The organism is Saccharothrix sp. BKS2 (genome assembly GCF_047689505.1).
Taxonomy (GTDB): domain Bacteria; phylum Actinomycetota; class Actinomycetes; order Mycobacteriales; family Pseudonocardiaceae; genus Actinosynnema; species Actinosynnema lopnurensis.
The window spans coordinates 60632-87606 of sequence record NZ_JAUQOL010000020.1; the positions used below are offsets into that span (position 1 = coordinate 60632).

At 76.2% G+C, this 26975-nt stretch carries 18 protein-coding genes; 9 read left to right on the plus strand and 9 right to left on the minus strand.

Annotated elements, in window-relative coordinates:
• The 3 genes from Q5530_RS33365 to Q5530_RS33375 form a co-directional block, all read right to left on the minus strand.
• A complete protein-coding gene (locus tag Q5530_RS33365; RefSeq protein ID WP_415366790.1) occupies window positions 1–1296 on the minus strand; it encodes an O-antigen ligase family protein in 1296 nt (431 codons plus the stop codon).
• 110 nt (window positions 1297–1406) lie between these two features.
• Complete coding sequence (locus Q5530_RS33370; RefSeq protein WP_415366791.1) at window positions 1407–2351, minus strand: polysaccharide deacetylase family protein; 945 nt, start codon at window positions 2349–2351, stop codon at window positions 1407–1409.
• On the minus strand, window positions 2348–3172 hold the full coding sequence (locus Q5530_RS33375) for a hypothetical protein (protein WP_415366792.1): 825 nt from the start codon (window positions 3170–3172) through the stop codon (window positions 2348–2350). The genes Q5530_RS33370 and Q5530_RS33375 overlap by 4 nt, the downstream gene beginning before the upstream one ends.
• 404 nt (window positions 3173–3576) lie before the next feature.
• Between Q5530_RS33375 and Q5530_RS33380 the strand changes: the two genes are divergently transcribed.
• A complete protein-coding gene (locus Q5530_RS33380; protein ID WP_415366793.1) occupies window positions 3577–4200 on the plus strand; it encodes a class I SAM-dependent methyltransferase in 624 nt (207 codons plus the stop codon).
• Between the two features lie 99 nt (window positions 4201–4299).
• On the opposite strand, the gene Q5530_RS33385 is transcribed toward Q5530_RS33380, so the two are convergent.
• The 3 genes from Q5530_RS33385 to Q5530_RS33395 form a co-directional block, all read right to left on the minus strand.
• Window positions 4300–5577 (minus strand): hypothetical protein, encoded by a 1278-nt coding sequence (locus Q5530_RS33385; protein WP_415366794.1) that lies wholly within the window; start codon window positions 5575–5577, stop codon window positions 4300–4302.
• A gap of 81 nt (window positions 5578–5658) precedes the next feature.
• A complete protein-coding gene (locus tag Q5530_RS33390) occupies window positions 5659–6531 on the minus strand; it encodes an NAD-dependent protein deacetylase (RefSeq protein ID WP_380635280.1) in 873 nt (290 codons plus the stop codon).
• 66 nt (window positions 6532–6597) lie between these two features.
• On the minus strand, window positions 6598–7626 hold the full coding sequence (locus Q5530_RS33395) for a LacI family DNA-binding transcriptional regulator (protein WP_415366795.1): 1029 nt from the start codon (window positions 7624–7626) through the stop codon (window positions 6598–6600).
• A 188-nt stretch (window positions 7627–7814) separates the two neighbouring features.
• Here Q5530_RS33395 and manD point away from each other — a divergent pair, with 188 nt between their 5' ends.
• Window positions 7815–9044, plus strand: coding sequence for a D-mannonate dehydratase ManD (gene manD / locus Q5530_RS33400; protein WP_380635283.1), 1230 nt, complete (start codon window positions 7815–7817; stop codon window positions 9042–9044).
• Window positions 9045–9065: 21 nt separating this feature from the next.
• On the opposite strand, the gene Q5530_RS33405 is transcribed toward manD, so the two are convergent.
• Window positions 9066–11225 carry a M20/M25/M40 family metallo-hydrolase gene (locus Q5530_RS33405; RefSeq protein WP_415366796.1) on the minus strand — a complete coding sequence of 720 codons (2160 nt, stop codon included), beginning with the start codon at window positions 11223–11225 and terminating at the stop codon, window positions 9066–9068.
• A 181-nt stretch (window positions 11226–11406) separates the two neighbouring features.
• Here Q5530_RS33405 and Q5530_RS33410 point away from each other — a divergent pair, with 181 nt between their 5' ends.
• Together Q5530_RS33410 and Q5530_RS33415 are read left to right on the plus strand one after the other, a co-directional pair.
• Window positions 11407–12321, plus strand: coding sequence for a hypothetical protein (locus Q5530_RS33410; RefSeq protein ID WP_380635286.1), 915 nt, complete (start codon window positions 11407–11409; stop codon window positions 12319–12321).
• Window positions 12322–12391: 70 nt separating this feature from the next.
• Window positions 12392–13333, plus strand: a complete 942-nt coding sequence (locus Q5530_RS33415; protein WP_415366797.1) for a GNAT family N-acetyltransferase — start codon at window positions 12392–12394, stop codon at window positions 13331–13333.
• Window positions 13334–13481: 148 nt separating this feature from the next.
• On the opposite strand, the gene Q5530_RS33420 is transcribed toward Q5530_RS33415, so the two are convergent.
• Window positions 13482–15176: a serine/threonine-protein kinase gene (locus tag Q5530_RS33420; protein WP_415366798.1), complete on the minus strand. Its 1695-nt coding sequence runs from the start codon at window positions 15174–15176 to the stop codon at window positions 13482–13484.
• A 193-nt stretch (window positions 15177–15369) separates the two neighbouring features.
• Entirely contained in the window at window positions 15370–16671 is a 1302-nt protein-coding gene (locus tag Q5530_RS33425; protein WP_415366799.1) for a CoA transferase, read from the minus strand.
• Window positions 16672–16756: 85 nt separating this feature from the next.
• Here Q5530_RS33425 and Q5530_RS33430 point away from each other — a divergent pair, with 85 nt between their 5' ends.
• The 5 genes from Q5530_RS33430 to Q5530_RS33450 are packed head-to-tail and all read left to right on the plus strand — an operon-like array spanning window position 16757 to window position 26929.
• Entirely contained in the window at window positions 16757–20446 is a 3690-nt protein-coding gene (locus Q5530_RS33430) for a DUF4132 domain-containing protein (protein WP_415366800.1), read from the plus strand.
• 34 nt (window positions 20447–20480) lie between these two features.
• Window positions 20481–21557, plus strand: a complete 1077-nt coding sequence (locus tag Q5530_RS33435; RefSeq protein ID WP_415366801.1) for an ATP-binding protein — start codon at window positions 20481–20483, stop codon at window positions 21555–21557.
• Window positions 21515–23926: a DUF5682 family protein gene (locus Q5530_RS33440; RefSeq protein ID WP_415366802.1), complete on the plus strand. Its 2412-nt coding sequence runs from the start codon at window positions 21515–21517 to the stop codon at window positions 23924–23926. Before Q5530_RS33435 ends, Q5530_RS33440 begins: the two co-directional genes overlap by 43 nt.
• Entirely contained in the window at window positions 23923–25026 is a 1104-nt protein-coding gene (locus tag Q5530_RS33445) for a VWA domain-containing protein (protein WP_415366803.1), read from the plus strand. The genes Q5530_RS33440 and Q5530_RS33445 overlap by 4 nt, the downstream gene beginning before the upstream one ends.
• Window positions 25027–25045: 19 nt before the next feature.
• The gene (locus Q5530_RS33450; RefSeq protein ID WP_415366804.1) at window positions 25046–26929 is read left to right on the plus strand and encodes a hypothetical protein; all 1884 of its coding nucleotides are present in this window, start codon (window positions 25046–25048) and stop codon (window positions 26927–26929) included.
• Window positions 26930–26975 lie beyond the last annotated feature (46 nt).

Consider the following 26975-nt stretch of genomic DNA (forward strand, 5'->3'; position numbering starts at 1 on the left):
TCACTGATCACGTGGAGCACACGCAAGGTAGCTCGTTCTCCTCAGGCGCAGGTCGGCCGCGGCCACGACCGCGACCAGGGACCACAGGGGCAGGTAGTACTGCTGGGACAGGAAGGCCGAGGCGACCGCGACGGCGATCAGGCTCGCCTGCACGGCGACGACCGGCGCGGGGTCGGTGGTGGTGCGCAGGACGCGTTCGGCGGTGACCGCGGTGAGCGCCAGCAGCGCGGCGAACAGCGCGAAGCCGGGCAGGCCCAGCTCGGCGGCGACCTCCAGGTACATGTTGTGCGCCACCGGGGACTGCTCGTCGACCTCGGCGTTGTGGGAGGCGGCGGGGTAGCCGGCGCGGAAGCCCCCCGGACCGACGCCCAGCACCGGGTGCTCGGCGACCAGGCGGGCGGCGGCCTGCCAGCGCAGCTCGCGGGTGTCCACGTTGGTGCCCGCGATGTGGGTCTTCTCCTGGAAGGCGCGGTCGAGCGCGGGACCGGCCGCCAGCGCCGCGGCGCCGACGAGCAGCGCCAGCGCGGCCGCTCCGGCGAGCAGGGCGCGCGGCGGGACCGCGCGGCGGGCCACCAGCCACGCCGCGGCGGCGGTGAGCGCGAGCGCGCCGCCCCGGGAGAACGTGGCCGCCGCGCCCGCGGCGAGGGTGGTGGCGACCAGCGCGAGCCCGGCGGTCGCGGCCCGGCCGCCCGCCCGGGGCCGCAGGGCGACCAGCAGCGGGAGCGCGGCGACCAGGAAGTAGGCCAGGTCGTTGGGGTCCTCCAGCGGGCCGCTGGCGCGGGTCTCCCCCGCCACGAACAGGCTGTGCAGCGCGCCCGTCGCCGCCACGACCGCGCCGGCGACCGCCGCGCCCAGCACCCACCGCGGCGGGGCCTCGCGCGCCACCACGTCCACCAGCACGGTGGTGAGCAGGAGGAACGGGAGCCAGCGGAGGGCGTACTCGGCCGTGTAGGTGCCGCCGGCGTGCAGCGCCGAGGACGCCAGCAGCACCACCGCCAGCAGCCCGAGCAGGGCGTGGAGGGGGTGCGGCGCGGGGGGCGTGCGGTGCCGGACGCGCACCGCGGCCCAGGTGAGCACCAGGAGCACGGGCGGGAGCTTGGCCAGCTGGCCGTGCCACTGGAGCAGGTAGCCCTCCAGGGGGGCGGCGAAGGCGGTCGCGCAGGCGAAGGCCCGCAGGAGGGCGGTGGCCAGGGGGCCGGTCGGCGAACCGGTGGCGGGGAGTTCGGCGGCCGGGCGGGCGGCGGGCGAGGACCCGGCCGGCGAGAGCCCGGCCGGCGGAGACCCGACCGGCGGCAAGCCTGCCGTCGAGGGCCCAGCCGTCGAGGGCCCAGCCGTCGAGGGCTCGGCCGTCGAGGGCTCGGCGGCCGAGGGTTCGGCGGCCGGGCGGCCGGCGGCGAGCGGTCCGGTCATCCGGACCGCGCCAGCAGTGCGGCGTCGCGGTCGGGCAGTCCCGCCAGGCGGCGCACGTGCTCCCCGGTGCCCACCACCTCGAAGTGCCGGCGCAGCACGTCGAGCACCCAGCCCAGGAACTCGACCTTGCGGGCCCCCGGCACCGCCATGCCGGGGAAGAACTCCAGGCCCGGCGCCTCGGCCGCGCCCAGCACGTCGGTGGGGTGCAGCAGCAGCGACGGCTGCACCCCGCGCGCCCGGCACAGCCGCACCGCGGTGGTGAAGTAGCCGCGGGCCAGGCGCGGTGAGAGCTGGTGCAGCTGGAGCAGGTAGGAGCCGTGGACGGGCACCCTCAGCAGCGGCATCGTGGTCACCGGCAGCTCGACCAGCCCCGCGCCGACGCGCCAGCGGTAGGCGGCGTTGGGCGCGCGGACCCGGCCGAAGCCGCCGAACAGGTCGCGGTCGCCCCCGCCCGGCGCGGTGCGGTTGTGGTAGGCGCGGGCCAGCGGGCCGATCCAGGTGGGCAGGGTGCTGGCGTCGTAGTCGTAACCGCGTTCGGCCAGCAGCTCCAGCAGCTCGCGGGTGACGCTGAAGCCGGGGCCGCGGAAGCCGCGGGGCCGGGGCGCGCCCGCGGCGGTGATCGCGTCCTCGGCCCGGACCAGCTCGGTCTCCAGCTCGGTCCGGGAGTACCGGTGCAGCCAGGGTTCGTGCCCGTAGGAGTGGTTGGCGACCTCGTGGCCGGCGGCGGCGACCGCGGCCACGGCGGCGGCTCCGTCGTCGCGCTCGGCGTCCGCGCCCACCACGAACACGGTGGTGGTCAGGCCGTGCGCGCCGAAGACCTCCAGCAGGCGCGGCACGGCGGTGCCCAGGAAGCTGGGCCGGCGCTCCCACTCCGGGTCGCCGTGGGTCTTCAGGTAGGCCCAGAGGTTGTCCAGGTCCAGCGAGACGCTGGCGGTGCTCATCCGGCCACCCGCACGGGGGTGGCGGCGAGCCGGTCGGCGGAGCCGAGCAGCAGGACGCCGGACACGACCAGCCCGACGCCGAGCACGACCCACCACTCGCGGCCGGGTACGACGCGGTCGCCGAGGGCGGCGATGCCGATCACCGAGGTGACCACGACGGTGGTGGCGTCCATGGTGGCGGCGGTCGAGGTGGCCGAGCCGCGCCGCAGGCCCAGGGCGAGGTAGGACTGCCCGACGAGGGCGGCCGCGACCATGAGCCAGGCCAGCGCGTTCAGCGGGAGCGAGGGCAGCGGCTCGTCGGCGATGGTGCGGCTGGTGATCGCGACCACGGCGAACGCGAGGCCCGCGAACGCCGCCAGCGGCACCACGGCGCGGACCTTCCGCTGCGCCGCGGCGAGCAGCGCCAGCGGGAGTCCGAAGAGGACGAACGCGGCGAGCGGCGGCAGGTCACGCGCTGTGGACGGCGTCGCGGCGGCCACCAGCAGCACGAGCCCCAGCGCCATCACCGCGAGCACGGCGACCTCCACCGGCCGCACCCGCCAGCCGAGGACGAGCACGCCGAACAGGGTGGCCAGGCCGACCGCGCACGAGGACCCGGCCTGGACCAGGTAGAGCGGCAGGTCGGCGCGGGCGAGGAAGGCCAGCGCGAACCCGCCCAGCTGACCGGCGAAGCCCAGCAGGTACAGGCGGTCGCGCGCGAGCCGGGCGAGCAGGCCGGGACCACCGAGGTCGTCGTCGGCGCGCCGGGAGGCGACCGACTGGGCGACCACGCCCAGCGCGTACATCACCGCGGACGCGGCGAGTTCGAGGTAACCAGTCACGCGACCCTTCCCCAGCGGGGGCGATCCGATGTTCGGAGGGGCAGCGTAGGACGCGGGAGGCGCCTTCTCTTTCGAGCGATAGGCAACTACACGAGTGAGTGAACTCCCTGATTACGCAACGATTTATCGGCCGCCCGGGTCGGCCGTCGCCACCCCGATCCGGGTGAGCCGGGCCCCGGTCAGCCGCGGTGTTTCACCACCGCGCCGGTGCGGCGCACCCGGAACCGGCGTGACCCACCTGGGACCGGCGCGGCACACCCGGGACCGGCGTAGCCCACCCGGGACCGGCGCGGCGTACCCAGGACCAGGCCGGCCCACCCGCGCCGTCCCCCAAGATCGGTCCGCTGTTGCCGGATCAGCAACTTTTGTTGTCACCAACGCGGGCCGGTGCGGAGCATTGGGGCATGACCACGACCGAGGAGTTCTGGGAAACGTTCTACCGCGAGCACGAGCGGGTCTGGACCGGCAACGTCAACCCGCTGCTGGCCCGCGAGGTGGCCGAGCTGACCCCCGGCACGGCGCTGGACCTGGGCTGCGGGGAGGGCGGGGACGCGCTGTGGCTGGCCGCGCGGGGCTGGCGGGTCACCGCGGTCGACGTGTCGGCCGTCGCGCTGGAGCGGGCCGGGGCGCGGGCCGCCGAGGCGGGGCTGGCCGAGCGGGTCGAGTGGCAGCGCCACAACCTGTCGCTGTCGTTCCCCGCCGGGGAGTTCGACCTGGTGTCGGCGCAGTTCCTGCACTCGTCGACCGAGGCGGAGGGCGAGCGGAACCGCATCCTGGCGCGGGCGGCCGGTGCCGTGGCGCCCGGCGGGGTGCTGCTGGTCGTCGGTCACGCCGGGTGGCCGACCTGGCAGGTGGGCGACCGCCCGGAGTACCACTTCCCCACCAACGCCGAGGTGCTGGCCGGGCTCGACCTCGACGAGGGCTGGTCGGTCGAGGTGGACGAGTCGGTGGTGCGGGAGCTGACCAGCCCGGACGGCGAGCCCGGCACGCGCGCGGACCACGTCCTGAGGCTGCGCCGGGGCCGCTAGCCCGGCGGGCGGCGGGACCGGGTCACGGCGGGCCCGCGAACAGGACCCGGGAGCGGTCCCGGCGGGCCCGCGAGGTGCGGACCCGCCGGGAACCCCGGGTCAGGGACGCGGCGTGGCGTAGACGATCCGCTTGCCGTCGTGCTCGGTGACGGTCCACAGCTGGTTGCGGCTCGACCAGTAGGACAGGTCCTCGACCCCGATGGCCACGTCGTGCTCCGCGCCGTCGGTGGCGAGCACCCCGATGCCGCTGCGGACGGCCGCCTGGAGGTGGCCGGGACCGGTCGTGCCGCCGCCGGTGCTGTGCAGGTACCAGCGGTTGGCGAAGGACACCGCGCCCTGCACCCTCGGCTTGGGCAGGCGGTCGGCGCTCCGGGCCCGCCACAGCCCGTTGCCGTCGGTCAGCGGCGTGCCGTCGACGAAGTTCAGCGGCCAGGTCGCCACCCGGCCGTTGCGGTCCGGGTCGCCCAGGTCGGAGCAGTACTCGCCGGTGGTGATCAGGTCCGGCTCCGTGCTGCGGTCCAGGGAGATGTAGGAGAACTTCTGCGGGCCGGAGGCGTTGCACCCGTGGTCCGGCGGGAACGACGCCAGGCCGCTCGGGTTGCTCCACCCGTAGGTCTGGGGCATGACGTACCGGTAGCCGTAGCTGTAGAAGGTGCCGTCCTGCCTGCCGACCCGGTCCGGGTCGGTCACGTCGCCGTTGGCCGCCGACTTGACGTCGAAGATGTAGCGCATGTCGAACACCCGGATGCCGCGCCGGGTGTCCACCAGGTACAGGAAGTTGCCGTACCAGACGATGCCGCCCGCGTGGACGCTGCCGCCGTCGCCGGACTGCGGCGTGGTCACGGCCTCGTAGGAGGCGTTGCCGGAGTTGTTGACGAAGGGGTAGACCAGCAGCACGTGCTGGTAGTTGCCCGTGTCGGTGTCCAGGAAGGACACCCGGACGCCCTTGGCGGGCGAGGTGTCCTTGTTGTACCAGCTGACCAGGATGGCCTGCTTGTCCCCCCACAGCTCGTCGTCCTGGGCGTCGGCGACCGTGGTCACGCCCTGCGGCATCCACTGCGTGGTGTTGGTGTCGCCCTCGTTGAAGCAGAACTTGCCCACCACGTGGCGGTCGTTGGTGTTCAACGCGGGCGAGGTGCAGTCCGCGCCCTTGGGCGCGTCGGTCCGGTTCGCCTGGAGCAGGATGTTCTGCACGCCCAGCTTCGGCAGCTGCGCGTCGAGCAGGCCGACGACCGAGTGCAGGTTGGCGTTGCTCGGGGCCAGGACGAAGTCACCCAGGGACGGCGCGGTGGCCGCCGCGGCGGTCGCGGGACTGGTCAGGGATGCGGTGAGCACCGCGGACACGGCGAGCAGGGACACCGCGTTCCGGTTCCTCATGAGCCTCCTCCGGGATCGGGTCGGGAAGAACCCGTTCACCCTACTGAGGAGTACACACGTTGTGCCGCGCCAGCCCCGACCTCAGGCCAGCAGGTCGGCCAGGGTGGTCAGGGCCTGCCCCAGGGGCAGGTCGACGCGGACGGACGCGTGCGCGTCGCCCCTGGTCTCGCCCCGGTTGACGATCAGGACCGGGGTGCCCGAGGTCGCCGCCCGCCGGACGAACCGCAGGCCGGACATCACCGTCAGCGAGGAGCCCAGCACCAGCAGCGCGGCGGCCCCGTCGACCAGCTCGCCGCACCGCTCGACGCGCGGCCTGGGCACGTTCTCGCCGAAGAACACCACGTCCGGTTTGAGCACTCCCCCGCAGTCGGCGCAGTCGACCAGCCGGAACGAGCGCACCTCGGCCTCGGCCAGGTCCACGTCGCCGTCGGGGTTGATCCGGGACGCCTCGGCCGCGAAGTCCGGGTTGGCCGCGCGCAGCCTGCGGTCCAGCTCCTCGCGGGGGCCGGTGCGGCGGCAGTCCAGGCAGATCACCCGGTCGAGGCTGCCGTGCAGCTCGACCACGTCGGGCGTGCCCGCGGCCTGGTGCAGGCCGTCGACGTTCTGGGTGATCACGCCGGTCACGCGGCCGGCGGCGTGCAGGCGGGTCACCGCGAGGTGGCCCGCGTTGGGCCGGGCGCGGGCGATGGTGCGCCACCCGAGGTGGCTGCGCGCCCAGTACCGCCGCCGGCCCGCCGGGCTGCCGACGAACTCCTCGTAGGTCATGGGGGTGTGCTTGCGCAGGCTGCCCGCCGCGCCCCGGTAGTCGGGGATGCCGGATTCGGTGGACAGGCCCGCGCCGCTGAGCACCAGGACCCGGCCCGCCGCGAGCGCCCGCACGACCTCGTCCAGGCTCGTGGTGCGCGGCAGCGGCGCGCCGGTGGCCGTCCAGCTCAGCGTCGGCCGTGTGCGCATGGCACCCAGGTTACGTGGCCGGACCGACATCCCGGGGTCTCGTGGCGCGCGGCCGCGGGACCGGGGTCACCTGGCCGGGCCGGTGGACTCGCGGATCACCAGCTCGGGCGGGTTGACCTGCACGGGGGCGTCCTCGACCTCGCCGAGCGCGGCGAGCAGCACCCGGGCCGCCGCCTGCCCGAGGCCGACCAGGTCCTGCCGCACCGTGGTCAGCCGCGGGTGCACCAGCTCGCTCAGCGGCAGGTCGTCGTGGCCGATGACGGACAGCTCGCGGGGCACGTCGACGCCCAGCCGGCGGGCGGCGCTGAGGCCGGCCACGGCCATCGAGTCGTCGGCGAACAGGATCGCGGTGGGGCGCGGTCCGGCGAGCAGGTCGGCCACGCCCACCGCCGCGCCCGCCGGGGTGAAGTCGCCGTCCACCACCGAGGGGCTGGGCACGAAACCGTTCTCCCCCAGCACCTCCTTGAACACCCGCTTGCGGTGGTGGGTGTGCACGCGGCTCCCGGGGCCGCACAGGTAGGCGATGCGCCGGTGGCCGTGCCGCAGCAGGTGCTCGACGGCCTGGCGGATGCCGCGGTCCGGGTGGGTGGCCCGGACGGACGGGATCGGGTCGTCGTCCCACGGGGTGCCGACCAGCACGGCGGGCAGGCCGAGGTCGCGCAGCAGCGCGAACCGGGTGTCGCCGACCCGGCTCTCGGTGAGCAGCACGCCGTCGACCCGGCCCTCCTCGGCGAGCCTGCGGTAGGCGGCCTCCTCGGCGCCCTGCTCCTCGCCGACCACGTGCAGCAGCAGGCCGTAGCCCCGGGGCGTCAGCTCGCGCTCGATGCCGTCCATCAGCAGGGTGAAGGGCGGGTCCGTGCCGAGCAGGCCCGGCCCGCGTCGGAGGACCATGCCCACGGCGCGGGTCCTGGCGGCGCGCAGGGCGACCGCGGTGGCCGACGGCGTCCACCGGAGCTTGGCGGCCGCGGCCAGCACGCGCTCGCGGGTGGCCGAGGAGATGCCGCTCTTGCCGTTGACGACTTTGGACACGGCCGAGACGGATACGCCGGCGAGCGAGGCGACGTCGGAGATCGTCGGCTTGCCACTTCCTCCCATGCGGAAAACGTTACACCTGGCGCTGAACAGGGCTCGACTGATTTTTGGTAAAACGATATACCTGTGTCGTGCGGCGCGGTCCGGGCAGGCTCACCGGCTCGGGCGGTGAGCGGGTGCCGGCGACCGACGTGCGCGGTCCGGAGCCGGGGGAAGTCCGGTGCGGTGGTGGCGGGAGTGCGGAGGAACGAGTGAGGATCACGGCGGCGGACGTGGTGGTGACCTGCCCGGGGCGCAACTTCGTGACCCTGCGGGTGACCACGGAGGACGGCCTGGTCGGGCTGGGCGACGCGACGCTCAACGGCCGGGAGCTGGCGGTGGCGTCCTACCTGGCCGACCACGTGGTGCCGCTGCTGCTCGGGCGGGACGCGCGGGCGGTCGAGGACACCTGGCAGTACCTGTACCGGGGCGCGTACTGGCGGCGCGGGCCGGTGACCATGGCCGCGATCGCCGCAGTGGACACGGCACTGTGGGACATCAAGGCCAAGGCCGCCGGGATGCCGCTCTACGAGCTGCTGGGCGGCGCGTGCCGGGTCGGCGCGCTGGCCTACGGGCACGCGTCCGGGCGGGACCTGCCGGAGCTGTTCGACTCGATCCGGCTGCACCTGGAGCGGGGTTTCCGGGCCATCCGGGTGCAGACCGGCGTCCCCGGCCTGGGAACGGTCTACGGCGTCGCGTCGTCCGCGGCGGGCGGCGGCGACCGGTACGACTACGAACCGGCCCGGCCGACCGCGCTGCCGGTCGAGGAGGTCTGGGACACCCGCGCGTACCTGCGGCACCTGCCGGGCGTGTTCGAGGCGGTGCGCCACGAGTTCGGGCCGGAGCTGCCGCTGCTGCACGACGGGCACCACCGGATGACGCCGATCGAGGCCGCCCGGCTGGGCAAGGCGCTGGAGCCCTACGACCTGTTCTGGCTGGAGGACGCCACCCCCGGCGAGGACCAGGCGGCGCTGCGGCTGATCCGGCAGCACACCACCACCCCGCTGGCGATCGGCGAGGTGTTCAACTCCGTGCACGACTACACCACGCTGCTGGGCGAGCGGCTGATCGACTACGTGCGGTCGGCGGTGACCCACACCGGCGGCGTGACCGCGATGAGGAAGCTGCTGGACTACGCCGCCGTGCACGGGGCCAGGTCCGGGCTGCACGGGCCCACGGACATCTCGCCGGTGGGCATGGCCGCGGCGCTGCACCTGGACCTGGCGGTGCACAACTTCGGCATCCAGGAGTACATGCCGCACACCGCGCGGACGCTGGAGGTCTTCCGCACCTCGTACACGTTCACCGCCGGCCTGCTGCACCCGTCCGACGCCCCGGGGCTGGGCGTGGAACTGGACCTGGACGCGGCGGCGCGGTTCCCCTACCGCGCCGCGTACCTCCCCGTGAACCGCCTGGCGGACGGGACCGTCCACGACTGGTGAGCACGTGCGGGAGACGGGCGGTCAACCGCGGAACACGGCCCGCACCAGCGCGGCGTCGTACGGGCGGTTCCCGGACTGCACCGGCATGGTGTCGGGCGGGCGGGCGCCGACCAGGTCGGCGGCCCCCGGCGGCAGGCCGACCCAGTGGTCCACCAGCTCCACCACCACCGGCTCGCCCGGGGCGACCTCGCAGGTGATCTCGCGCGGCGCGGTGCCGTACAGCTCCAGCTGCCGGCCGCCCAACCGGTGCCCGCCGAACCGGCAGCTCCCCCCGGGCAGCGTCACGTGCGTGCGCCAGGCCCGCTCGCCGGGCGTGATCCGCAGGCGCAGCGCACCGGGGTCGGGCAGCACCTCGGCGGTCGGGGCGGGCAGGTCCAGCACCGGGGCGTCGGCCCGCAGCGCCGGCTCGGGCAGCGGCGGCGCGGCGACCCGTTCCGGGTGCTCCCCCAGCACCCGCCGGGTCCACTCGTCGGTCTCCGGGTCGCCGGAGAGCCAGTCCGCCCGGCCCGCCTCCGTGTCCAGGCGGTAGACCAGCGCGTTCGGCCGCGGCTCGGCCGGGCTGAACCCGAACCGCAGGGTCCCCGCGGCCAGCAGCGCCACCGCCACCGCGCCGACCACCAGCGCGCCGTGGCGCGGCAGCCCGCCGAGCAGCGGCACCAGCAGCACGCCCGCCAGCAGCGCGAACACCACGCCTACCGCCGCCATCGGCATCCCCAGCGCCACCAGCAGCGTGCCCACCAGCGGCGGGTAGACCGCGGCGGCGACCAGCGGCGGCAGGAACGCCAGGCGGGGCCGCCACAGCGCGAGCAGGCCCACCGCCAGCGGCCACTGGAACAGGAAGCTCGCCCCCGGCACGAGCACCGCGGTGACCGCGAGCAGCACGGCGGGCAGCACCAGCACGCCCCCGACCACCTCCTCCGGGGCACGCCCCCGCACCAACCGCGCCGCGCCGAGCAGGACCGCCAACCCCAGCACCGCGAACCCGGCGACGAACCAGCCCCGCTCGTGGGGCTCGGACAGCGCCAGGAACGCCAGGCCCGGCCGCAGCGCCGCCACCGCCGCCCACAGCGCGAACGTCAGCGCCCCCGCCACGACCACCGCGCCCGCCGCCACCCCGGCCACGAACAGCACCCGCAACCGCCGCACCACGACCAGGGCCAGGAACGCGCCCACCGTGACGGCCGCCAGGAGCGCCGCCGACCACACCGGGTAGCGCACCAGCACCCGCGAGAACAGGTCGAAGTACACCGCCGACCCGCCGCCCGCCGCGCTCAGGTCCCGGTCGCCCAGCTCGCGCACCAGGCCCACCATCGTGTCGCCGTGGTGCTGGAGGCTGCCGCGGTCGAGCCGCGACACGTCGTCGTAGGGCGAGTGGTAGTCGTGGACGTGCTCGATGAACGCGCTGTTGAGCCCGCGCGCCCCGGCGGCGAGGAACGCGCTGAAATCGCTGTAGTTCGGCATCAGCCGGTAGACCTCGGCGGCCAGCGAGTTCGCGATGGGCCTGCCGGAGGCCGCCGCGAACGCCGACACCAGCGGCCCGTTGTCCGGCCCCGTCTCGAACATCCACACCGGCCCGCCGCTGCCGCGGGCCTCCCAGTTCAGCACCGCGCCGTAGTCGCCGACTCCGTGCCGCCGCACGAACGCCTCGGCCCCCAGCGTCCCGGCCTCCTCGCCGTCGGTGAACAGGAACACCACGTCGTTGCGCACGGGCCGCTGCCCCAGCGCCCGCACGGTCTCCAGCATCGCCGCGACCGCCGCGCCGTCGTCCGCCGCGCCGGGACCGGTGGGCACCGAGTCGTAGTGCGAGACCAGCAGCAGCGCCTTGCCGCCGGAGGCGGACGGGTCGGTGCCGCGCACCCTGGCGACGACGTTGTGGGTCGTCGCGACCCGCTCCACCCCGCGCCACGCGCGGACCACGTCGTCGGACTCCACCGACACCTCGGCGCCGAACCCGCGGGCGGCCCCGGCGACGTACTCGCGCACCCGCGCGTTGTCGGCCGAGCCGATCGGGTGGGGCCGCTGCGCGACCGCGCGCAGGTGCTCCTCGGCCCGGCCCGCGGCGAACTCGGCGGGCGGGGCGTCGGCGCGCGGGGAGGGCGGGCGGAACGCCAGCACGGCGAGCGCGCCCACCGCCGCGACCACCACGAGCAACACCGCCGCCGACCACGTCCGCTGGAGCACCGGCCGACCTTAGACCGCCGCGCGGCGGACGGGAACCGGTCCGCGACGGGGCCGCGGCTTTCGGGTACCCGCAGCACATGCCCCGACGCCGCGCGCGTCGCCGCCGAACGGACGACTGGGGTGCTACCGGTGCGCGCGGCGGACCCGTAACGTCAGCCGGCGCTGTGAATCAGGAGGCCAGATGGACATCCGGGACCAAGTCTCCACCGAGGAACCCTTCGCCACCGCGCTGCGCGCCGCGATCGCCGCCCGCGGCCTGGGCCTGGACCGCATCCGGCAGCGGCTGCTCGACCGGGGCACGGAGATCAGCGTCGCCGCGCTCAGCTACTGGCAGTCCGGCCGCAGCAAGCCCGAGCGGCGCGGTTCCATCCAGGCCGTGCGGCACCTGGAGGAGGTGCTGGGGCTGGCGCCCGGGTCGCTGACCGGGCTGCTGGGCGAGCCCAGGGCGCGCGGGCGGACCCGGCGCACGGTCGACGCGCCGGGGCTGGAGGACATGTGGCCCGACCGCGAGCGGATCGAGCCGGTGCTGTCCCTGGTCGACCGGGACGAGGCGATGAGCAGGATCACCCTGCACATCGCCGTGGAGATCGCGGCGGACCGGGGCGTGCGGACCGTGCGGACCAGGCAGGTGCTGCGCGCCGAGCGCGACGGGGCCGACCGGTGGGTGACGGTGCACGACCTCACCCAGCCCGGCCCCGCGCCGCGGATCGAGCCGATCCGGTCGTGCGAGCTCGGCCGGGTGGTCCGCGTGGAGGAGGAGGGGGTGGTGGCCGCGGAGCTGGTGTTCGACCGGGTGCTGGCGCGCGGCGAGACCATCGTGGTCGAGTACGCGTCGGTGGTCGACGGCCCGCCCTACCCGCGCGGCGACGACACCTACTGCAGCCAGTTCCGCACCCCGGTGCGGGACTACGCGGTGGAGGTGCAGTTCGACCCGGCGGCGCTGCCCAGGTCGGTCCGCCGGTACGTGGTCAAGCCGGACGGGTCGCACCCGGTCGAGCACCAGCGGATGGCGGTGTCGCCGGAGGGCTACACGCACGCGGTGGCGCTGGGGTTCGGGCCGGGCATGTTCTGCGTGGCCTGGGAGTGGCCGGACTAGCGCCGGGAGCCCCGCCGGCCGCGTGAATACCGGTCGACACGGGCGGTGGGCGCGGCGCACCATGTCCGCCGTGCTCACCGCCCCCACCGGCCACACCACCCGGCCGCCCGCCCTCGACGACGCCGAAGCGATCCTGCGGCTCGTGCACGCCTGCACGACCCCGGTGATCGGGTTCGGCGACTACACCCTGGACGACGTGCGCGACGAGCTGGGCAGGCCCGGCCTCGACCCGGCGCGCGACGCCTGGCTGGTCCTCGACGGCGACGAGCCGGTGGGGTACGCGACGGTCGAGGGGCGCGGCGACGGCGCGCGGGCCGACGTGGACGTGGTGTCCGGGCGGCCGGCCGTGGTGGACTGGCTGTTCGAGCGGGCGCTGGCGCGGGCCCGGGAGGTCGCCCGCGCGGCCGGGCACGCCGAGGTGGTCGTGGACCAGGGCGTCTACCGGCAGGACGAGGCGCTGCGGGGGAAGGTGGCGGCGCTCGGGTTCGCGGTCGGCACGACGTTCCACCGGATGCGGGTCGACCACGCCGGCACCGTGCCGCCGCCCGCGCCGATCGCCGGGCTGGTGCTGCGCCAGGCCGTCGACGACGGGGTGCGGCGGGCGGCGCACGAGGTGTGGAACGGGTCGTTCGCCGGGCAGTTCGGGTTCGCGCCGAAGACCTACCGCGAGTGGCACGAGGCGCAGGACCGGAAGTCGATCTTCGACTGGTCGGGGCTGTGGCTGGCGGAACTGGCCGGCGCGCCGGTCGGGTTCCTGGAGCGCACCGACCAGTTCGCCGACGAGAACCGCGGCTACGTGGGCCACCTGGGCGTGCTGCCCGCGGCGCGGGGGCGGGGCGTGGCCGGGCACCTGCTGCGGCACGCGTTCCACCTGGACACCGCGGAGGGCCGGGTCGGCACCGTGCTGCACGTCGACTCGAACAACCCCACGCCCGCCCTCGGCCTGTACGAGTCGGCGGGGATGCGGCCGGTGCTGGTGATCGACGTGTGGCGCGGCACGTTCCCGACCTGACCGGCCGCGGCGGGCCGGTCAGGTCGGGTCGGGTCGGTCAGGTCGGGTCGGGTCGGTCAGGTCGGGTCGGTCAGGTCGGGTCGGTCAGGTCGGGTCGGTCAGGTCGGGTCGGTCAGGTCGGGTCGGGTCGCGTGGTCGGGTCCGGTGGTCAGGCGAAGCGCTGGCCGTCGATCATCCACCCGCCCTCGGTCTTGACCAGGGTGTAGATGTGCTGCTCGGCCTGGCTGCGGCCGTCCTTGTACCGGTAGGTCACGGTCGCCGCCACCTCGTTCACGCCCACGGCCCGCACGTTGCCGAGGGTGACCGCGCTCATCTGGCCCCAGAACGCCCGGTAGTCGCCGAACGTGGGCGCGAACCGGGCCTTGAAGCCGTCGGTCAGCCGCGCGTAGCCGGCCTCCAGGTCGTTGCCCGGCAGCAGGGCGTAGTAGTTGCCCACGGCCTGGTCGGCTGGGACGTCGGCGGGCGGCTGCTCGGGCGGGGGCGTCGTGGTCCCCTCGGGCGCCGGGGTGGTGGTCGTGGTCGTGCCGGGCGGCTGCTCGCCGGTGGGCTCGACGGGCGGCTGCTGCTGCCCGGCCGTCGTGGTGACCTGCGTGGTGGTGGCGGTGGCGCCGCCGTCCGGTCCCGCCGTCCCCGGGTCGTCCCCGTTCCGGTTGAGCAGGTAGACCACCACGGCGACGGCGACCAGCGCGACGACACCCAGGGCGATCAACGCCTTCCGGTCGCCCCGCCGCTCCTCTCGCTCGGGAGCGGGGGACGACGGGGGCGGCGCGGCCGAGGGCGGGGGCGTCGGCGGGGCGGCGGGCCGCTGCGCCGACTGCTGCGCCGGCTGCGGCTGCGGGGTCGGCTGCGGGGTGGGCGGTGGCGTCGGTGGCGGGGTCGGGGCCGGGGCCGAGGCCGAGGCCGGCTGGGGAGCCGGTTCCGAGATCGGTTCCGGCGCGGGTTCCGGCGTCGGCTCCGCGACCGGCTGCGGGGCAGGTTCGGGTTCCACCGAGGTCAGCGTGGCCAGCGGGGTGGCCAGCAGCGCGGTCCGGTCGGGCTTGTGGTCGAACCGCACGTCCCGGAGCATCCGCTCGGCCTCGGGCATGGTCGGCCGGGTCTCCGGGTCCGGGTCGAGCAGCCGCATCAGCGCCGGCCCGAGCGGACCCGCGTCGGCCGGCGGCGCGAACTTGCCCTCCGCGACCCGGTGCAGGAGCGCGATCGTGTTGCCGTCCACCCCGAACGGGGGATCGCCCTGCACCGCCGCGTACAGGGTGGAGCCGAGCGCGAACACGTCGGCGGGGAAGCCGCCCTTCTCGCCCCGGGCCACCTCCGGCGCCAGGTAGGCGGGGGTGCCGACGAGCATCCCGGACGCGGTGACGGTCACCTCGTCGGCCGCGCGCGAGGTGCCGAAGTCGGTGACCTTGACCGTGCCGAACTCGGTGACCAGCACGTTCCCGGGCTTCACGTCGCGGTGCACGACCCCGGCCGCGTGCGCGGCGGCCAACCCGGCCGCCAGCTGGCCGCCGAGCCGCACCACCTCGTCGGGCGGCAGCGTGCCGCGCTCGGTCAGCACCGCGGCCAGGCTCCGCGACGGCAGGTACTCCATGATCAGCCACGGGTGGCCGTCGTGCTCGATGACGTCGTACAGGGCGATCACGTTGGGGTGCTGCAACCGGGCCGCGATCCGCCCCTCGCGCACGGCGCGGTCGATCGACTCCTGGTCGAACCCGCTGCGGGACAGCAGCTCCTTCACCGCGACGACGCGGCGCAGGCGCGTGTCCTCGGCGCGCCAGACCACGCCCATGCCGCCCGAGCCGATCCGCTCGGTCAGCCGGTACCGGCCTGCGATCGTGCGGTCCTCCACCGGTGCTCCCAACGTCGTGCGCACGTTCGTCGCCAGGGTTACCCGATCAGGTGATCATTCGAACGTGCGTGTCAGTCCTAGCACCTCAGGCAAGCTTTCGTCCGCTCACCACGCGGATCCGCCCGGTCGCGCGGACGGCCGAGCCCTTCGCCGGCCCGATCCGGAACGCGGCGGTTCAGCAGCCGGTCCGCGCCTACCGCCAGCGGGGCTCGTCGGAGCCCCACAGCGAGGGCCCGCGGTCCCAGGTCGTCGGCGCGCCCGCGTAGCGCACGGGCGGCAGGGCGTGGCGCAGCGGCCCGTACGGCGAGGGGGTCGTGGTCAGCCACCGCCCGGGGTCGTGGTCGCCCTCGGGCGCGGACGCGCGAACCTCGTGCAGCAGCCAGGACGCCGTGCCCGCCAACGACAGCCGCACGTGCCGCCCGCCCGGCTCGGCCAGCCCGCGCAGCACGGCCGCCGCGAGCAGGTAGCCGGTGCCGTGGTCGAGCGCCTGGGCCGGGAGCACGCCCGGTCCGCCGTCGACGCCCTCCACCGCGGCGATGCCGGTGGCCGCCTGCACGAGGCTGTCGAACCCGCGCCGCGACGCCCACTCCCCCGCGTACCCCCAGGCGGACAGCTGGGCCACGACCAGGCCGGGCCGCCCGGCCAGGAGCGCCTCGGGTGCCAGGCCGTACCGGTCCAGCGCGCCGGGCCGGTAGCCGGTGACCACCACGTCCGCGTCGTCGAGCAGGGCTTCCAGGGTCCGCAGGTCGGCCGGGTCGTCCAGGTCCAGCGACGCGGAGCGCTTGCCGATGCCGGTGTCCGCGTGCGCGTGCGCGTCCTCGGGCAGCCGGGGGCTGTCCACCCGCAGCACGTCCGCGCCCAGGAACGCGAGCACGCGGGTGGCCACCGGACCCGCGATCACCCTGGTCAGGTCCAGCACGCGGACCCCGTCGGCCGGGCGGTCCGCCGGGGGCAGCGCGCGCCGGTCGCCGGTGGTGCGCCGGACCTCCACCAGGGGGCGCCGGGCGGGGTCGGGCGCGGTCGCCACCGCCACGGCCAGCCCGCCCGCCGCGTACGCGGTCTCCTGCACCTCCAGGGCCTGCCGCGCGGCCAGCTCCCGCGCCAGGGCGTCGGGGTCGTCGGGCACGCCCAGCGCGCTCAGCAACCGTTCGCGGTGGTGCGGGTAGTTGGCGTGCGTGCGCACCCACCCGTCCGCCGTGCGCCAGAACCCGGACAGCGGCGCGAACGCCCCGCCCGCACGCCCGTCGACCCGCAGGTGCCGTTCGCTGGTGAACGCGACCGCCACCGCGCCCTCGTCCACCACCACCTCCGGCACGGGTCCGCCGTTGCGCAGCGCCAGCAGCCCGGCCGCCGCCAGCGAGCACGCGCCGACCGTCGCGCGCGCCGCGTCCCGCACCGGGAGCCGGGCGGGCAGCACGTCGCCCGCGCCCCGGTAGGACACCTCCCCGGCGGAACCGCCGAGCGCCGCCCACACCCGTCCTGTGACCTCGTCCACGGAACCAGTGTGCGCGGCGGGGCGTCGGAATTGTCGGACCTGCCGCGTAGGGTCCGCCACAGGTCGGTCGAGCAGGGGGTGTGACGTGCGCAGGTGGGAACTCGTCGAGGGCGGGTCCGCGAAGTTCTGGGAGGTCTCCCGGGACGGGGCGGTGGTGACCGTCCGGTTCGGCCGGTTGGGTTCGGCGGGCCAGGAGAAGGTCACCGAGCTGTCCTCGGAGGACACCGCGACCGCGCACGTGGCGAAGCTGGTGGCGCAGAAGGAGAAGAAGGGGTACCGCGAGGTGACCGGCTCACCGTCCACACCGGCCACCGGACCTGTCGCTCCCGCAGCCACACCCACGTCCGCTCCCGCCGCCACACCCACGTCCGTTGCCACGCCCACCGCCACATCCACGCCCACTCCCGCTGCCACTCCCGCTGCCACTCCCGCTGCCACGCCCCTTGCCACCCCCATCCCCTCCCCCGCCTCTCCCGCCGGGCCGCCCACCACCGACGACCTGCCGGACGAGACGACCTTCGCGCTGCCGCGCAAGTGGTGGCGCCACGTGCACCCCCGGCGCGGCGGCCACGTGCGGCGGCCCGCGAAGCCCGATCCCGGCGCGGTGGAGCCGGTGCGCGCGGCGCTGGCCTCGTTCCCGGCCAAATCGCGGCAGGCGCTGGACGAACCGGGCAGCGAGCGGCAGCTCGTCGACGCCGCCCTGGCCCTCCTGGCGGGCGAGGCCACACCGCTCGGCGCGGGCGTGGTCGCGCAGCTCATCGCGGCCGAGGGCATCCCGCAGGCGGCGGTGCTGGCCCAACTGGCCGACGCGTGGGCGGTCGAGCACGGCCTGGCCTTCGCCGCGCGGGCGGCGGTGGAGGCGAAGCGGGTGCAGGTGCACTGGACGAGCTCCGGGCGCCGGGAGACGCCGCGCACCCTCCGGTTCGCCACACCGCCGCAGGGTCGGCGTTGGCACTACTCGCCCGGCGTGGTGGCGGTCCGGGTGCGGGAACTGGTCGCGGCGGCGGCGGACGCCGAGGAGGAGGCCGTCCGGTCCGCTGTGGAGGATTGCCTCGACGACCCGGTGGCCCGGTTCGCGGTCACCTACCTGATGCCGCACCGCCTGGACTGGGTGGAGCGGGTGTGCGCCGAGGTCGAGGCGGGCGGCGACCAGGACGACTGGCTGGAGCTGGTGCTCGCGCTGGGGACGGCCGGGCAGCTGGCGCGCGCCCTGTCCTCCGAGTCGGTGAAGTGGCGGCTGACCCGCCCCGACGTGCTGCACACGGCGGTCGACGGCATCGGGCCGGCCGTGGCCCCGGCGCTGGCGCCCCTGCTCGACGAGGACCTGTCGGCGGACTTCCGCAAGGTGCTGCTGGAGGTGTTCGCGGAACTGCCCGTCGACGAGGCGTTCGACCTGCTGCTGCGACGGCTGGACCGCAAGGGCGTCCAGCCCGCCGTGCTGGCGATGTCCCGGCGCTACCCCGCGCGGGCGCTGCGCCGGCTGGCCGCCGCGTCCGGCGACACCGCGCGCCTGCTGCTGCGGGGCCACCTCCAGCGCCACCCCGACCTGCCCGACCGGGTGGAGCTGGGCGACGCGGAGCGGGCCGTGGTCGAGGAGGTGCGCGGGCAGGCCGCGCGCCGGGTCGCCACCTCGACCGAGGGCCTGCCCGAGCTGCTGGTCCGTCCACCGTGGACGGTGAAGCGCCGGGTGGTCAAGCCCCCGGTGGTCGAGGGCCTCACCGCGCCCGACCTCCGGGCGGTCGAGTGGCGGGAGGGCGAGCGCGAGTCCTGGCTGGCCAACGGGAAGGCCCGCTTCCGGTGGTCCGGGACACCCGGCTGGGACCAGGTCGCCGGGTCGTTCCACACCGGCGGGCTGCACTGGCAGGCGCGCAACGCGCTGCTCGTCCACGGGCCCGAGTTGCTGGTGCGCCCGCTGCTCGCCCGGTGGGAGCCGTCCGCGTCGTGGGGCGTGGAGGAACTCGCCAAGGCGGTCGTGGCGCGCTTCGGGGTCGACGCGCTGCGCCCGGCCTGCCTGGTCGCGACGAGCCGGCCGCCGTCGGGCGTCGCGGACCTGGTGCAGCCGCTCGTGTCGCCGGAGGTGGCCGCGCTGGTCGCGGACTGGCTGGTGCGGTTGAAGAGCATGCGCGCGCCCGCGGTGGCGTGGGTGCGCCGCCACCCCGCCGCCGCGGCCCGGCTGCTGCTGCCGGCCGCCGTGGGGCCGGTCGGCCCGGCCCGGCGCGCGGCGGAGGCGGTGCTGAAGCTGGTGCCCGAGCAGGCGCGGGAGGCGGCGCGCGAGCAGGGGCCGGAGGCCGGGCGGGCGGTCGAGCACCTGCTGACGGCGGACCCGCTGGCGGCGCTGCCCGCCAGGGTGCCCGTGCCGGGCGACTGGGCGGACCCGGCGGTGCTGCCGCAGGTGATCGCGCGGGGCACCGGCCTGGCGCTGCCCGACGAGTCGGTGCGCCACCTGCTGACCGTGCTGGCGCTGACCGGGCCGGACGGGTCGTTCCCGGGCGTCGAGGTGGTGCGGGAGGTCTGCGAGCCCGGTTCGCTGGCGCGCTTCGGCCGGGAGCTGTTCCGGCTGTGGACCACCGCCGGGATGCCCGCCGGGGACGGCTGGGCGCTGACCGCGCAGGGTGCCCTCGGCGACGACGACACGGTGCGGGCGCTGGTCCCGCTGATCCGCGCCTGGCCGGGCGAGTCCCAGCACAACAGGGCCGTGGCGGGTCTGGACGTGCTGGCCGCGATCGGCACCGACCTGGCGCTGGTGTCGCTCAACGGCATCGCGCGGAAGGTCAGGTTCAAGGGCCTCAAGCAGCGGGCCCAGGAGAAGGTCGAATCGGTGGCCGAGGGGCTCGGGCTGACCGCCGAGCAGCTGGCCGACCGGCTGGTGCCCGACTTCGGCCTGGACGACGCGGCGACCCTGGTGGTCGACTACGGGCCCCGCCGGTTCACCGTCGGCTTCGACGAGCAGCTCAAGCCGTTCGTGCTCGACGAGGACGGCAAGCGGCGCAAGGAGCTGCCCAAGCCGGGCGCGAGGGACGACCAGGAGAAGGCGGCCGCCGAGCACAAGCGGTTCGCGGTGCTGAAGAAGGACGTGCGGACCGTGGCCGCCGACCAGGTCGACCGGCTGGAGCTGGCGATGGTGCTGGGCCGCCGGTGGAGCGCGGCCGAGTTCCGGGACCTGCTCGTGGGCCACCCGCTGCTGTGGCACCTGGTGCGGCGGCTGGTGTGGGTGACCGACGGCGGCGCGTCGTTCCGGGTGGCCGAGGACCGCACCTTCGCCGACGCGTCCGACGACGCCTTCGCGCTGCCCGGGGACGCGCGGGTCGGGGTGGCGCACCCGCTGCACCTGGGCGACGACCTGGCCGCGTGGTCGGAGGTGTTCGCGGACTACGAGATCCTCCAGCCGTTCCCGCAGCTGGGGCGGCCGGTGCACGCGCTGGGCGACGGGGAGCGGCGCGCGGCGCGGCTGGAGCGCTTCGAGGGCTCGGTGGTGCCGGTGGGCCGGCTGCTGGGCCTGACCAAGCGGGGCTGGGTGCGGGGCGAGCCGCTGGACGCGGGCGTCGAGGGCTGGATCACCAGGCCCCTGGCGAACGGCGGCGCGGTGGTGGTCAACCTGGACCCCGGCATCGCCGTGGGGATCCCGCACGAGTTCCCGGAGCAGAAGCTGACCGACATCTGGGTGAACGACGGCGGCGGCGGGGAGTGGCGGCCCCGGAGCGGCCGGACCTTCGGGGAGCTGGACGCCGTGACGGCCTCCGAGCTGCTGGCCGAGTTCACCGCCCTGACGAGCTGACCGCCCGTCCCTCCCGCGACCAGGAGTGCCCGAGATGACCGATCCACAGCTCCAGCGCCCGCCCGCCGAGGTGCGGTTCGCCGACGAGCTGGCCCGGCTCCGCGAGGACGACCAGGCGCCCCGCCCACCCGGCTGGGCGCTGAGCATGTCGGCCGCGCGGCGGTTCGTCGTCGGCGACGAGCGGGCCGGGATCAGCCGGAAGTTCGTCGGGGACCCCTCGCTGGTCGACCGGTCGCTGGTCACCCTCGCCACCAGCCGGGGCCTGATGCTGGTCGGTGAGCCGGGCACGGCGAAGTCCCTGCTGTCCGAGCTGATCGCGGCGGCGGTCAGCGGCGAGTCGACCCTGACGATCCAGGGCGGCGCGGCCACCACCGAGGACCAGATCAAGTACTCGTGGAACTACGCGCTGCTGGTGTCGGAGGGCCCGTCGAAGCGGTCGCTGGTGCCCGCGCCGGTGCTGCGCGGCATGGCCGAGGGCAAGGTGGTGCGGTTCGAGGAGATCACCCGCTGCCCGCTGGAGGTCCAGGACAGCCTGCTGTCGCTGCTGTCCGAGCGGGTCGTGGCGATCCCCGAGCTGCCCGGCCCGGACGGCATGGTGTTCGCCCGCGACGGGTTCGCCGTCGTCGCCACCGCCAACACCCGCGACCGGGGCGTCAACGAGATGAGCGCGGCGCTCAAGCGGCGGTTCAACTTCGAGACGGTGTTCCCGATCGCGGACTTCCGCACCGAGCTGGCGCTGGTCGAGCAGGAGGCGACCCGGCTGCTGGAGCGGTCCGGGGTCGGGGTGCCGCCGCGCCGGGACGTGCTGGAGGTGCTGGTCCGCACGTTCCGCGACCTGCGCGGCGCGGGGCAGCCGGCGGACCGGCTGTCGACCGTGATGAGCACGGCCGAGGCGGTGTCCGTGGCGCACGCGGTCGGCCTGCGCGGCTGGTACCTGCGCGGTGAGGCGGGATCGCCGGAGGACGTGGTGGAGTGCCTGGCCGGGACGGCGGCGAAGGACAACGCCGACGACCTGGCCCGGCTGCGCCGCTACCTGGAGCAGCAGGTGCCGCGCCGCACCGGGGAGCAGTGGCGGGCGCTGCACCGGGCGCGCCACCTGCTGCCGGGCTGATGGGCGCCGTCTTCATCGGCGTGCGCCACCACAGCCCGGCGTGCGCGCGACTGGTCCGCGAGACCATCGAGGCGCTGCGGCCGGCGCACGTGCTGGTGGAGGGGCCGGCGGACGTGAACGACCGGCTCGACGAGCTGCTGCTCGGCCACGAGCTGCCCATCGCGATCTTCACCTACCACCGCGACGGGGGACGCGCGCACGCCTCGTGGACGCCGTTCTGCGACCACTCGCCGGAGTGGGTGGCGCTCACCGCCGGTCGCGAGGCCGGCGCGCGGGTGTCGTTCATCGACCTGCCCGCGTGGCACCCGGCGTTCTCCGACCGCGGCAACCGGTACGCCGACGCCGAACTGCGGTACGCGGAGGTGGTGGACCGGCTGTGCCGCGAGTTCGCCGTGGACAACGTGGACGCGCTGTGGGACCACCTGGTGGAGGTCGCCGACCCGAGCGGGCTGGCCGAGCGGCTGACCGCGTACTTCGACCTGGTGCGCGGCGACACCGCGGCGGGCGAGGCCGACACCGCGCGCGAGGCGCACATGGCCGAGTGGGTGCGGGCGGCGGTGGCCGACGCGGGCGACCGACCGGTGCTCGTGGTGACCGGCGGGTTCCACACCCCCGCGCTGCGCGCCCTCACCGCCGCCGCCACCTCCTCCTCCGGCCCCACTACACCCGACCTCGCCACCTCCAGCCCCACCGCGCCCAACCTCACCACCTCCGACCCCACCGCACCCGGAGCCCCACCCCCGGCCTCAGCCGACCTCCCCCACCAACCCGAGGTGCCCGCGCCCCCACCGGGCTCGATCGGAGCCAGCTACCTGGTCCCGTACTCGCACCGGCGGCTGGACGCCTTCACCGGCTACGAGTCGGGGATGCCGTCCCCCGGCTACTACCACCGGCTGTGGACCGACGGCCCGGAAGCCGCGGCCACCGCCCTGGTCGAGTCGGTCGTGACGCGGCTGCGGGCGCGGCGGCAACCGGTGTCGACCGCCGACCTGATCGCCGCCCGCGTGCAGGCCGAGGGCCTGGCCAGGCTGCGCGGCCACGAGCACCCGGCCCGGGTCGACGTCCTCGACGGCCTGGTCAGCGCCCTGGTGTCGGAGGACCTGCCGCAACCGCCGCCGTGGTCGGTGCGCGGTCCCCTGGCCCCCGGCACCCACCCCGCCGTGGTCGAGGTCGTGGCGGCGCTCAGCGGCGACCGGGTGGGCAGGCTGCACCCGGCGACCCCGGCGCCGCCGCTGGTCGCGGACGTGGCGGCGGAACTGGCCCGCCTGGGCCTCGACGGTCGCGAACGGCTCGACCTCGACCTGACCGACCCGCTCGACCTGGAGCGCAGCCGGGTCCTGCACCGGCTGCGCGTGCTCGGCGTGCCGGGTTTCCGCCGCCGCTCCGGACCGTCCGGCGGGACGACCGCCGTCGCCGCCGAGCGCTGGGACCCCACCCCGGACGACGACCGGCAGTCCGCCCTGGTGGAGGCCGCGGCGCACGGGGCGACCCCGGCCGAGGCCGCCGGCGCGGTGCTGCGCGACCGGGTGCCGGGCGCGGACGTGACCGGCCTGGCCGGGGTGCTGTTCGACGCGGCGCTGTGCGGCGTCGACGAGCTGTCGGGCCGGGTCACCGAGGCCCTGGCGCGGGGCGTGGCCGCGGCGGGCTCGCTCGACCCGCTGGGCGGGGTGCTGACCGACGTGCTGGGCCTGTGGCGGCACGACCGGCTGCTGGGCACGGCGGGCAGCCCGGCGCTGGCCGCCGTGCTGGACGCGGCGGTGGACCGGGTGCTGTGGCTGGTGGAGGGGCTGCGCGGCGGTCCGGCGCCCGCCGAGCCCGGTCGGCTGCGGGCGCTCGTCGGGGCCCGCGACGCCCTCGCGCACGCGGCGGACGTGCTGAGCGCGGACCGGGCGCGGGCGGTGGACGTGGCGCGGCGCGTGGCGGCGGCCCCCGACGCGCCGCCGGACCTGCGTGGCGCGGCCCTCGGGTTCGCCTGGTCGCTGGGCGGCGGTGCGGAGCCGGCGGGCGTCGCCGGCGCGGTGCGCGGCATGGCCGCCCCGACCGTCCTCGGTGACTGGCTGACGGGGCTGTTCGCGCTGGCCCGGCAGGAGGTCGTCGCCGACGGGGCCGTGGTCGGCGTGCTGGACGAGGTCGTCGGCGAACTGTCCGAACAGGACTTCCTGGTGGCGCTCCCGGCGCTGCGGCAGGCGTTCGCGCACTTCCCGCCCGCCGAGCGGGAGGCGATCGCGGCGGCGCTGCTCGCCCGGCGCGGCGTGCGGGGGTCGGCTCGGGCGCTGCTGCGGACACCCGCGGACCCGCTGCTGGTCGCGGAGGCGCGGGCGCTGGAGGAGAAGGTGGACCGGGTGCTCGTGCGGGAGGGCCTGTCGTGAGCGACCTGGAGCGGTGGCGGTTGATCCTCGGGGAACCGGCGTCGCGGGTGGGCGGCCCGCTGTCCGAGGAGGCGGCGCGGCGGGACGCGGCGCTGGAGTGGCTCTACGGGCGCGATCCCGACCTGGCCGAGCGGGGGGTGCGCACCGGCGGCACGGGCGGCTCGGTGCTCACCACCGTGGACTGGCTCGACGACGTGCACCGGCTGTTCCCGAAGGAGACCGTGGAGCGGCTGGAGCGGGACGCGGTCGAGCGCTACGACATCACCGAGGTGGTGACCGACCCGGCGGTGCTGGAGCGGATCGAGCCGAACGCGGCGCTGCTGCGCGCGGTGCTGCGGACCAAGCACCTGATGAACCCCGAGGTGCTCGCCCTGGCCCGGCGCATCGTGGAGGCGGTGGTGCGGGAGCTCGTGCGCAGGCTGGCCACGCAGGTGCGGCGGTCGTTCACCGGCACCCGGTCGCGGCGGCCCAGCAACCTCAAGCCGGCCCGGGACTTCGACTTCCGCGGCACGGTCCGCGCCAACCTCGCCCACTACCAGCCCGAGCACGAGCGGCTGCTGATCGAGCGGCCCCGGTTCACCTCGCGCACGCGGCGGCACGTCGACCGGTGGCAGCTGGTGCTCGTGGTGGACCAGTCGGGCTCGATGGCCGGGTCGGTGATCCACTCGGCGGTCACCGCGTCGTGCCTGTGGGGGCTGCCGGGGCTCAAGACGCACCTGGTCGCGTTCGACACCGAGGTGGTCGACCTGACCTCCGACGTGGCCGACCCGGTGGAGCTGCTGATGAAGGTGCAGCTGGGCGGTGGCACGGACATCGCCCGCGCGGTCGACTACGCCGCCGGCCTGGTGGACAACCCGCGGCGGGCGATCGTCGCGGTCGTCACCGACTTCTACGAGGGCGGCGACGCCGACCGGCTCGTGCGGACCGTGCGCGGCCTGGTCGAGCAGGGCACGCGGGTGCTGGGCCTGGCGGCGCTGGACGAGGACGCGAACCCCGCCTACGACCGCGACCTGGCGCAGCGGTGGGCGGACGCGGGCGCGCACGTGGGCGCGATGACGCCGGGGCAGCTGGCCGAGTTCGTCGCGGAGAGGATGGGCTGATGGGGCTCGGGGAGCCGGCGTGACGCGCGCGGACCTGCTGTCGCTGACCGCCGACGCGCTGGCCGCCCTCGCCAACCGGGGCCTGGTGAAGCGGGCGGCCAAGGAGCTGGACGCGGGCGCGGGACCGGTGCTGGAGGTCGACGGCGACACCGTGGCGGGCCGGTTCGCCGACGGCGTGGTGGCGACGCTGCCGCCGGGCGCCGGGCTGGAGCGGGCGGGCTGCACGTGCGGGGCGACGGGCGTGTGCCGGCACCGGGTGGCGGTCGTGCTGGCCTACCAGCGGGAGCACGAGGGGGCGGCGGAGTTCGCCCCGTGGTCGCCGGGCGACATCACCGACGACCGGTTGCGCGAGCTGCTGGGCGAGCGGGTGCTGGCCGCGGCCCGCCGGCTGCGCGGGTCGGGCGTGCCCGTGCGGCTGCGCCGCCCCACCGAGGCCGACCCGGTGGCGACGGCCGAGCTGCCGTCGTGCACGGTGCGGTTCCTGGTGCCCGGCGAGCTGGGCTACACCCACACCGACGCCGCGGCCGCCGCGCGCGACCAGTGGGCGGTGCTCGCGGTGTGGGCGTTCCGCGAGGCCGACGAGCGAGGGTTGGTCGACGACGTCGTGCGGCTCGACGTGGGCGGTCCCGAGACCGAGACCGGCGGTCCCGGCCTCGGACCGGTGCCGGAGCTGGTCGCCGCGCTGCTGCGCGACGGCGCGGCCACCGCCGGCCCGGTGTTCGAGGCGGCCCTGGAGCGGGCCCGCGCGGACCTGGCCGCGGCCCGCCTGCACTGGCCCGCGCTGGCCGTCGGGGAGCTGGCCGACCAGCTGCGGGCGTACCGGGGGCGCAGCGCGCACCACGACCCGGCGCGGGTGGCCGACCTGATCACCGAGCTGCACGCCCGCGACCGGGCCACCGGCCCGCGCTCGCAGGTGCTCGGCGCGGAGGAGCCCGCCGAGACCCCGCTGCGCCGGGTCCGGCTGACGTCCCTGGGCTGCCGCGTCCGCGCGACGGCCGAGGACCGCACCGCCGAGGTGTTCTTCGCCGACGGCGGCACGGTGCTGGTGCTGCGGCACCGGTGGCCCGCCGGCGAGGACGGGCGCCCGACGGGCCACGACCTGGCCGCGCGGCGGGTGCGCGGCACGTCCCTGGCCGACCTGGCGGCCTCGAACGTGGTGTCGGAGTCCGCGAGCCGCAGCGCGGGCCGCCTGGTGCGGATCTCGGGCCGCGCGTCGAGCACGTCGATCACCCCGCTCGGCGGCGCGTGGGAGGCACTGCCCGACGAACTCGTGGTCCACGACTACGCGGCGGCGGGGCGCGAGTGGGACGAGCTGCCGCCCCGCGTGGTCCGCCCCCGGGTGGCCGCCGAGCTGGTGCGGGTGGTGCGGATCGCCGGGGTCGGGCGGATCGCCTACCACCCCGGCGCGCAGCGGCTCGACGCCGTGGTCCTCGACGCCTCGGGCGCCACCGCCGCGGTGTCCGCGACGCACCGCGCCCACTGCCCCGCGGCCCTGGACGCCCTGGCCCGCGCCCTGCCGGTGGCCACGCACGTGAGCGGCGAGGTCCGCCGGTCCCGCGGCGGCCTGGTGGTCGACCCGATCGCGGTGCTCACGCCGGACGGCCTGGTCGTGCCGGACCTGGCCACCGGCACCACCGCGATGGCACCGGGCGACGCCCCCGCGCCGGACCCGCTGACGTCCGTTGTGGACGGTGCGCTGTCGCTGTGCGCCGAGGCCGCCCACCGGGGCCTGCGCCACCTGCCGCCGCCCCTGCTCGGCCGCGCCCGCAGCGCGGCGGACGACCTGCGCCGCCTCGGCCTGACGACCGCGGGCGACCTGGTGGCCGCGTTCGCCGACGAGCCGACGCCGGACACCTGGCACCGCGCCCACCTGCGGCTGGTGGTGACCGCCGAACGCCGCTGAACCGGGCCACCACCGAACCCGAGCCCTGGACCCGAACGCCACCGAG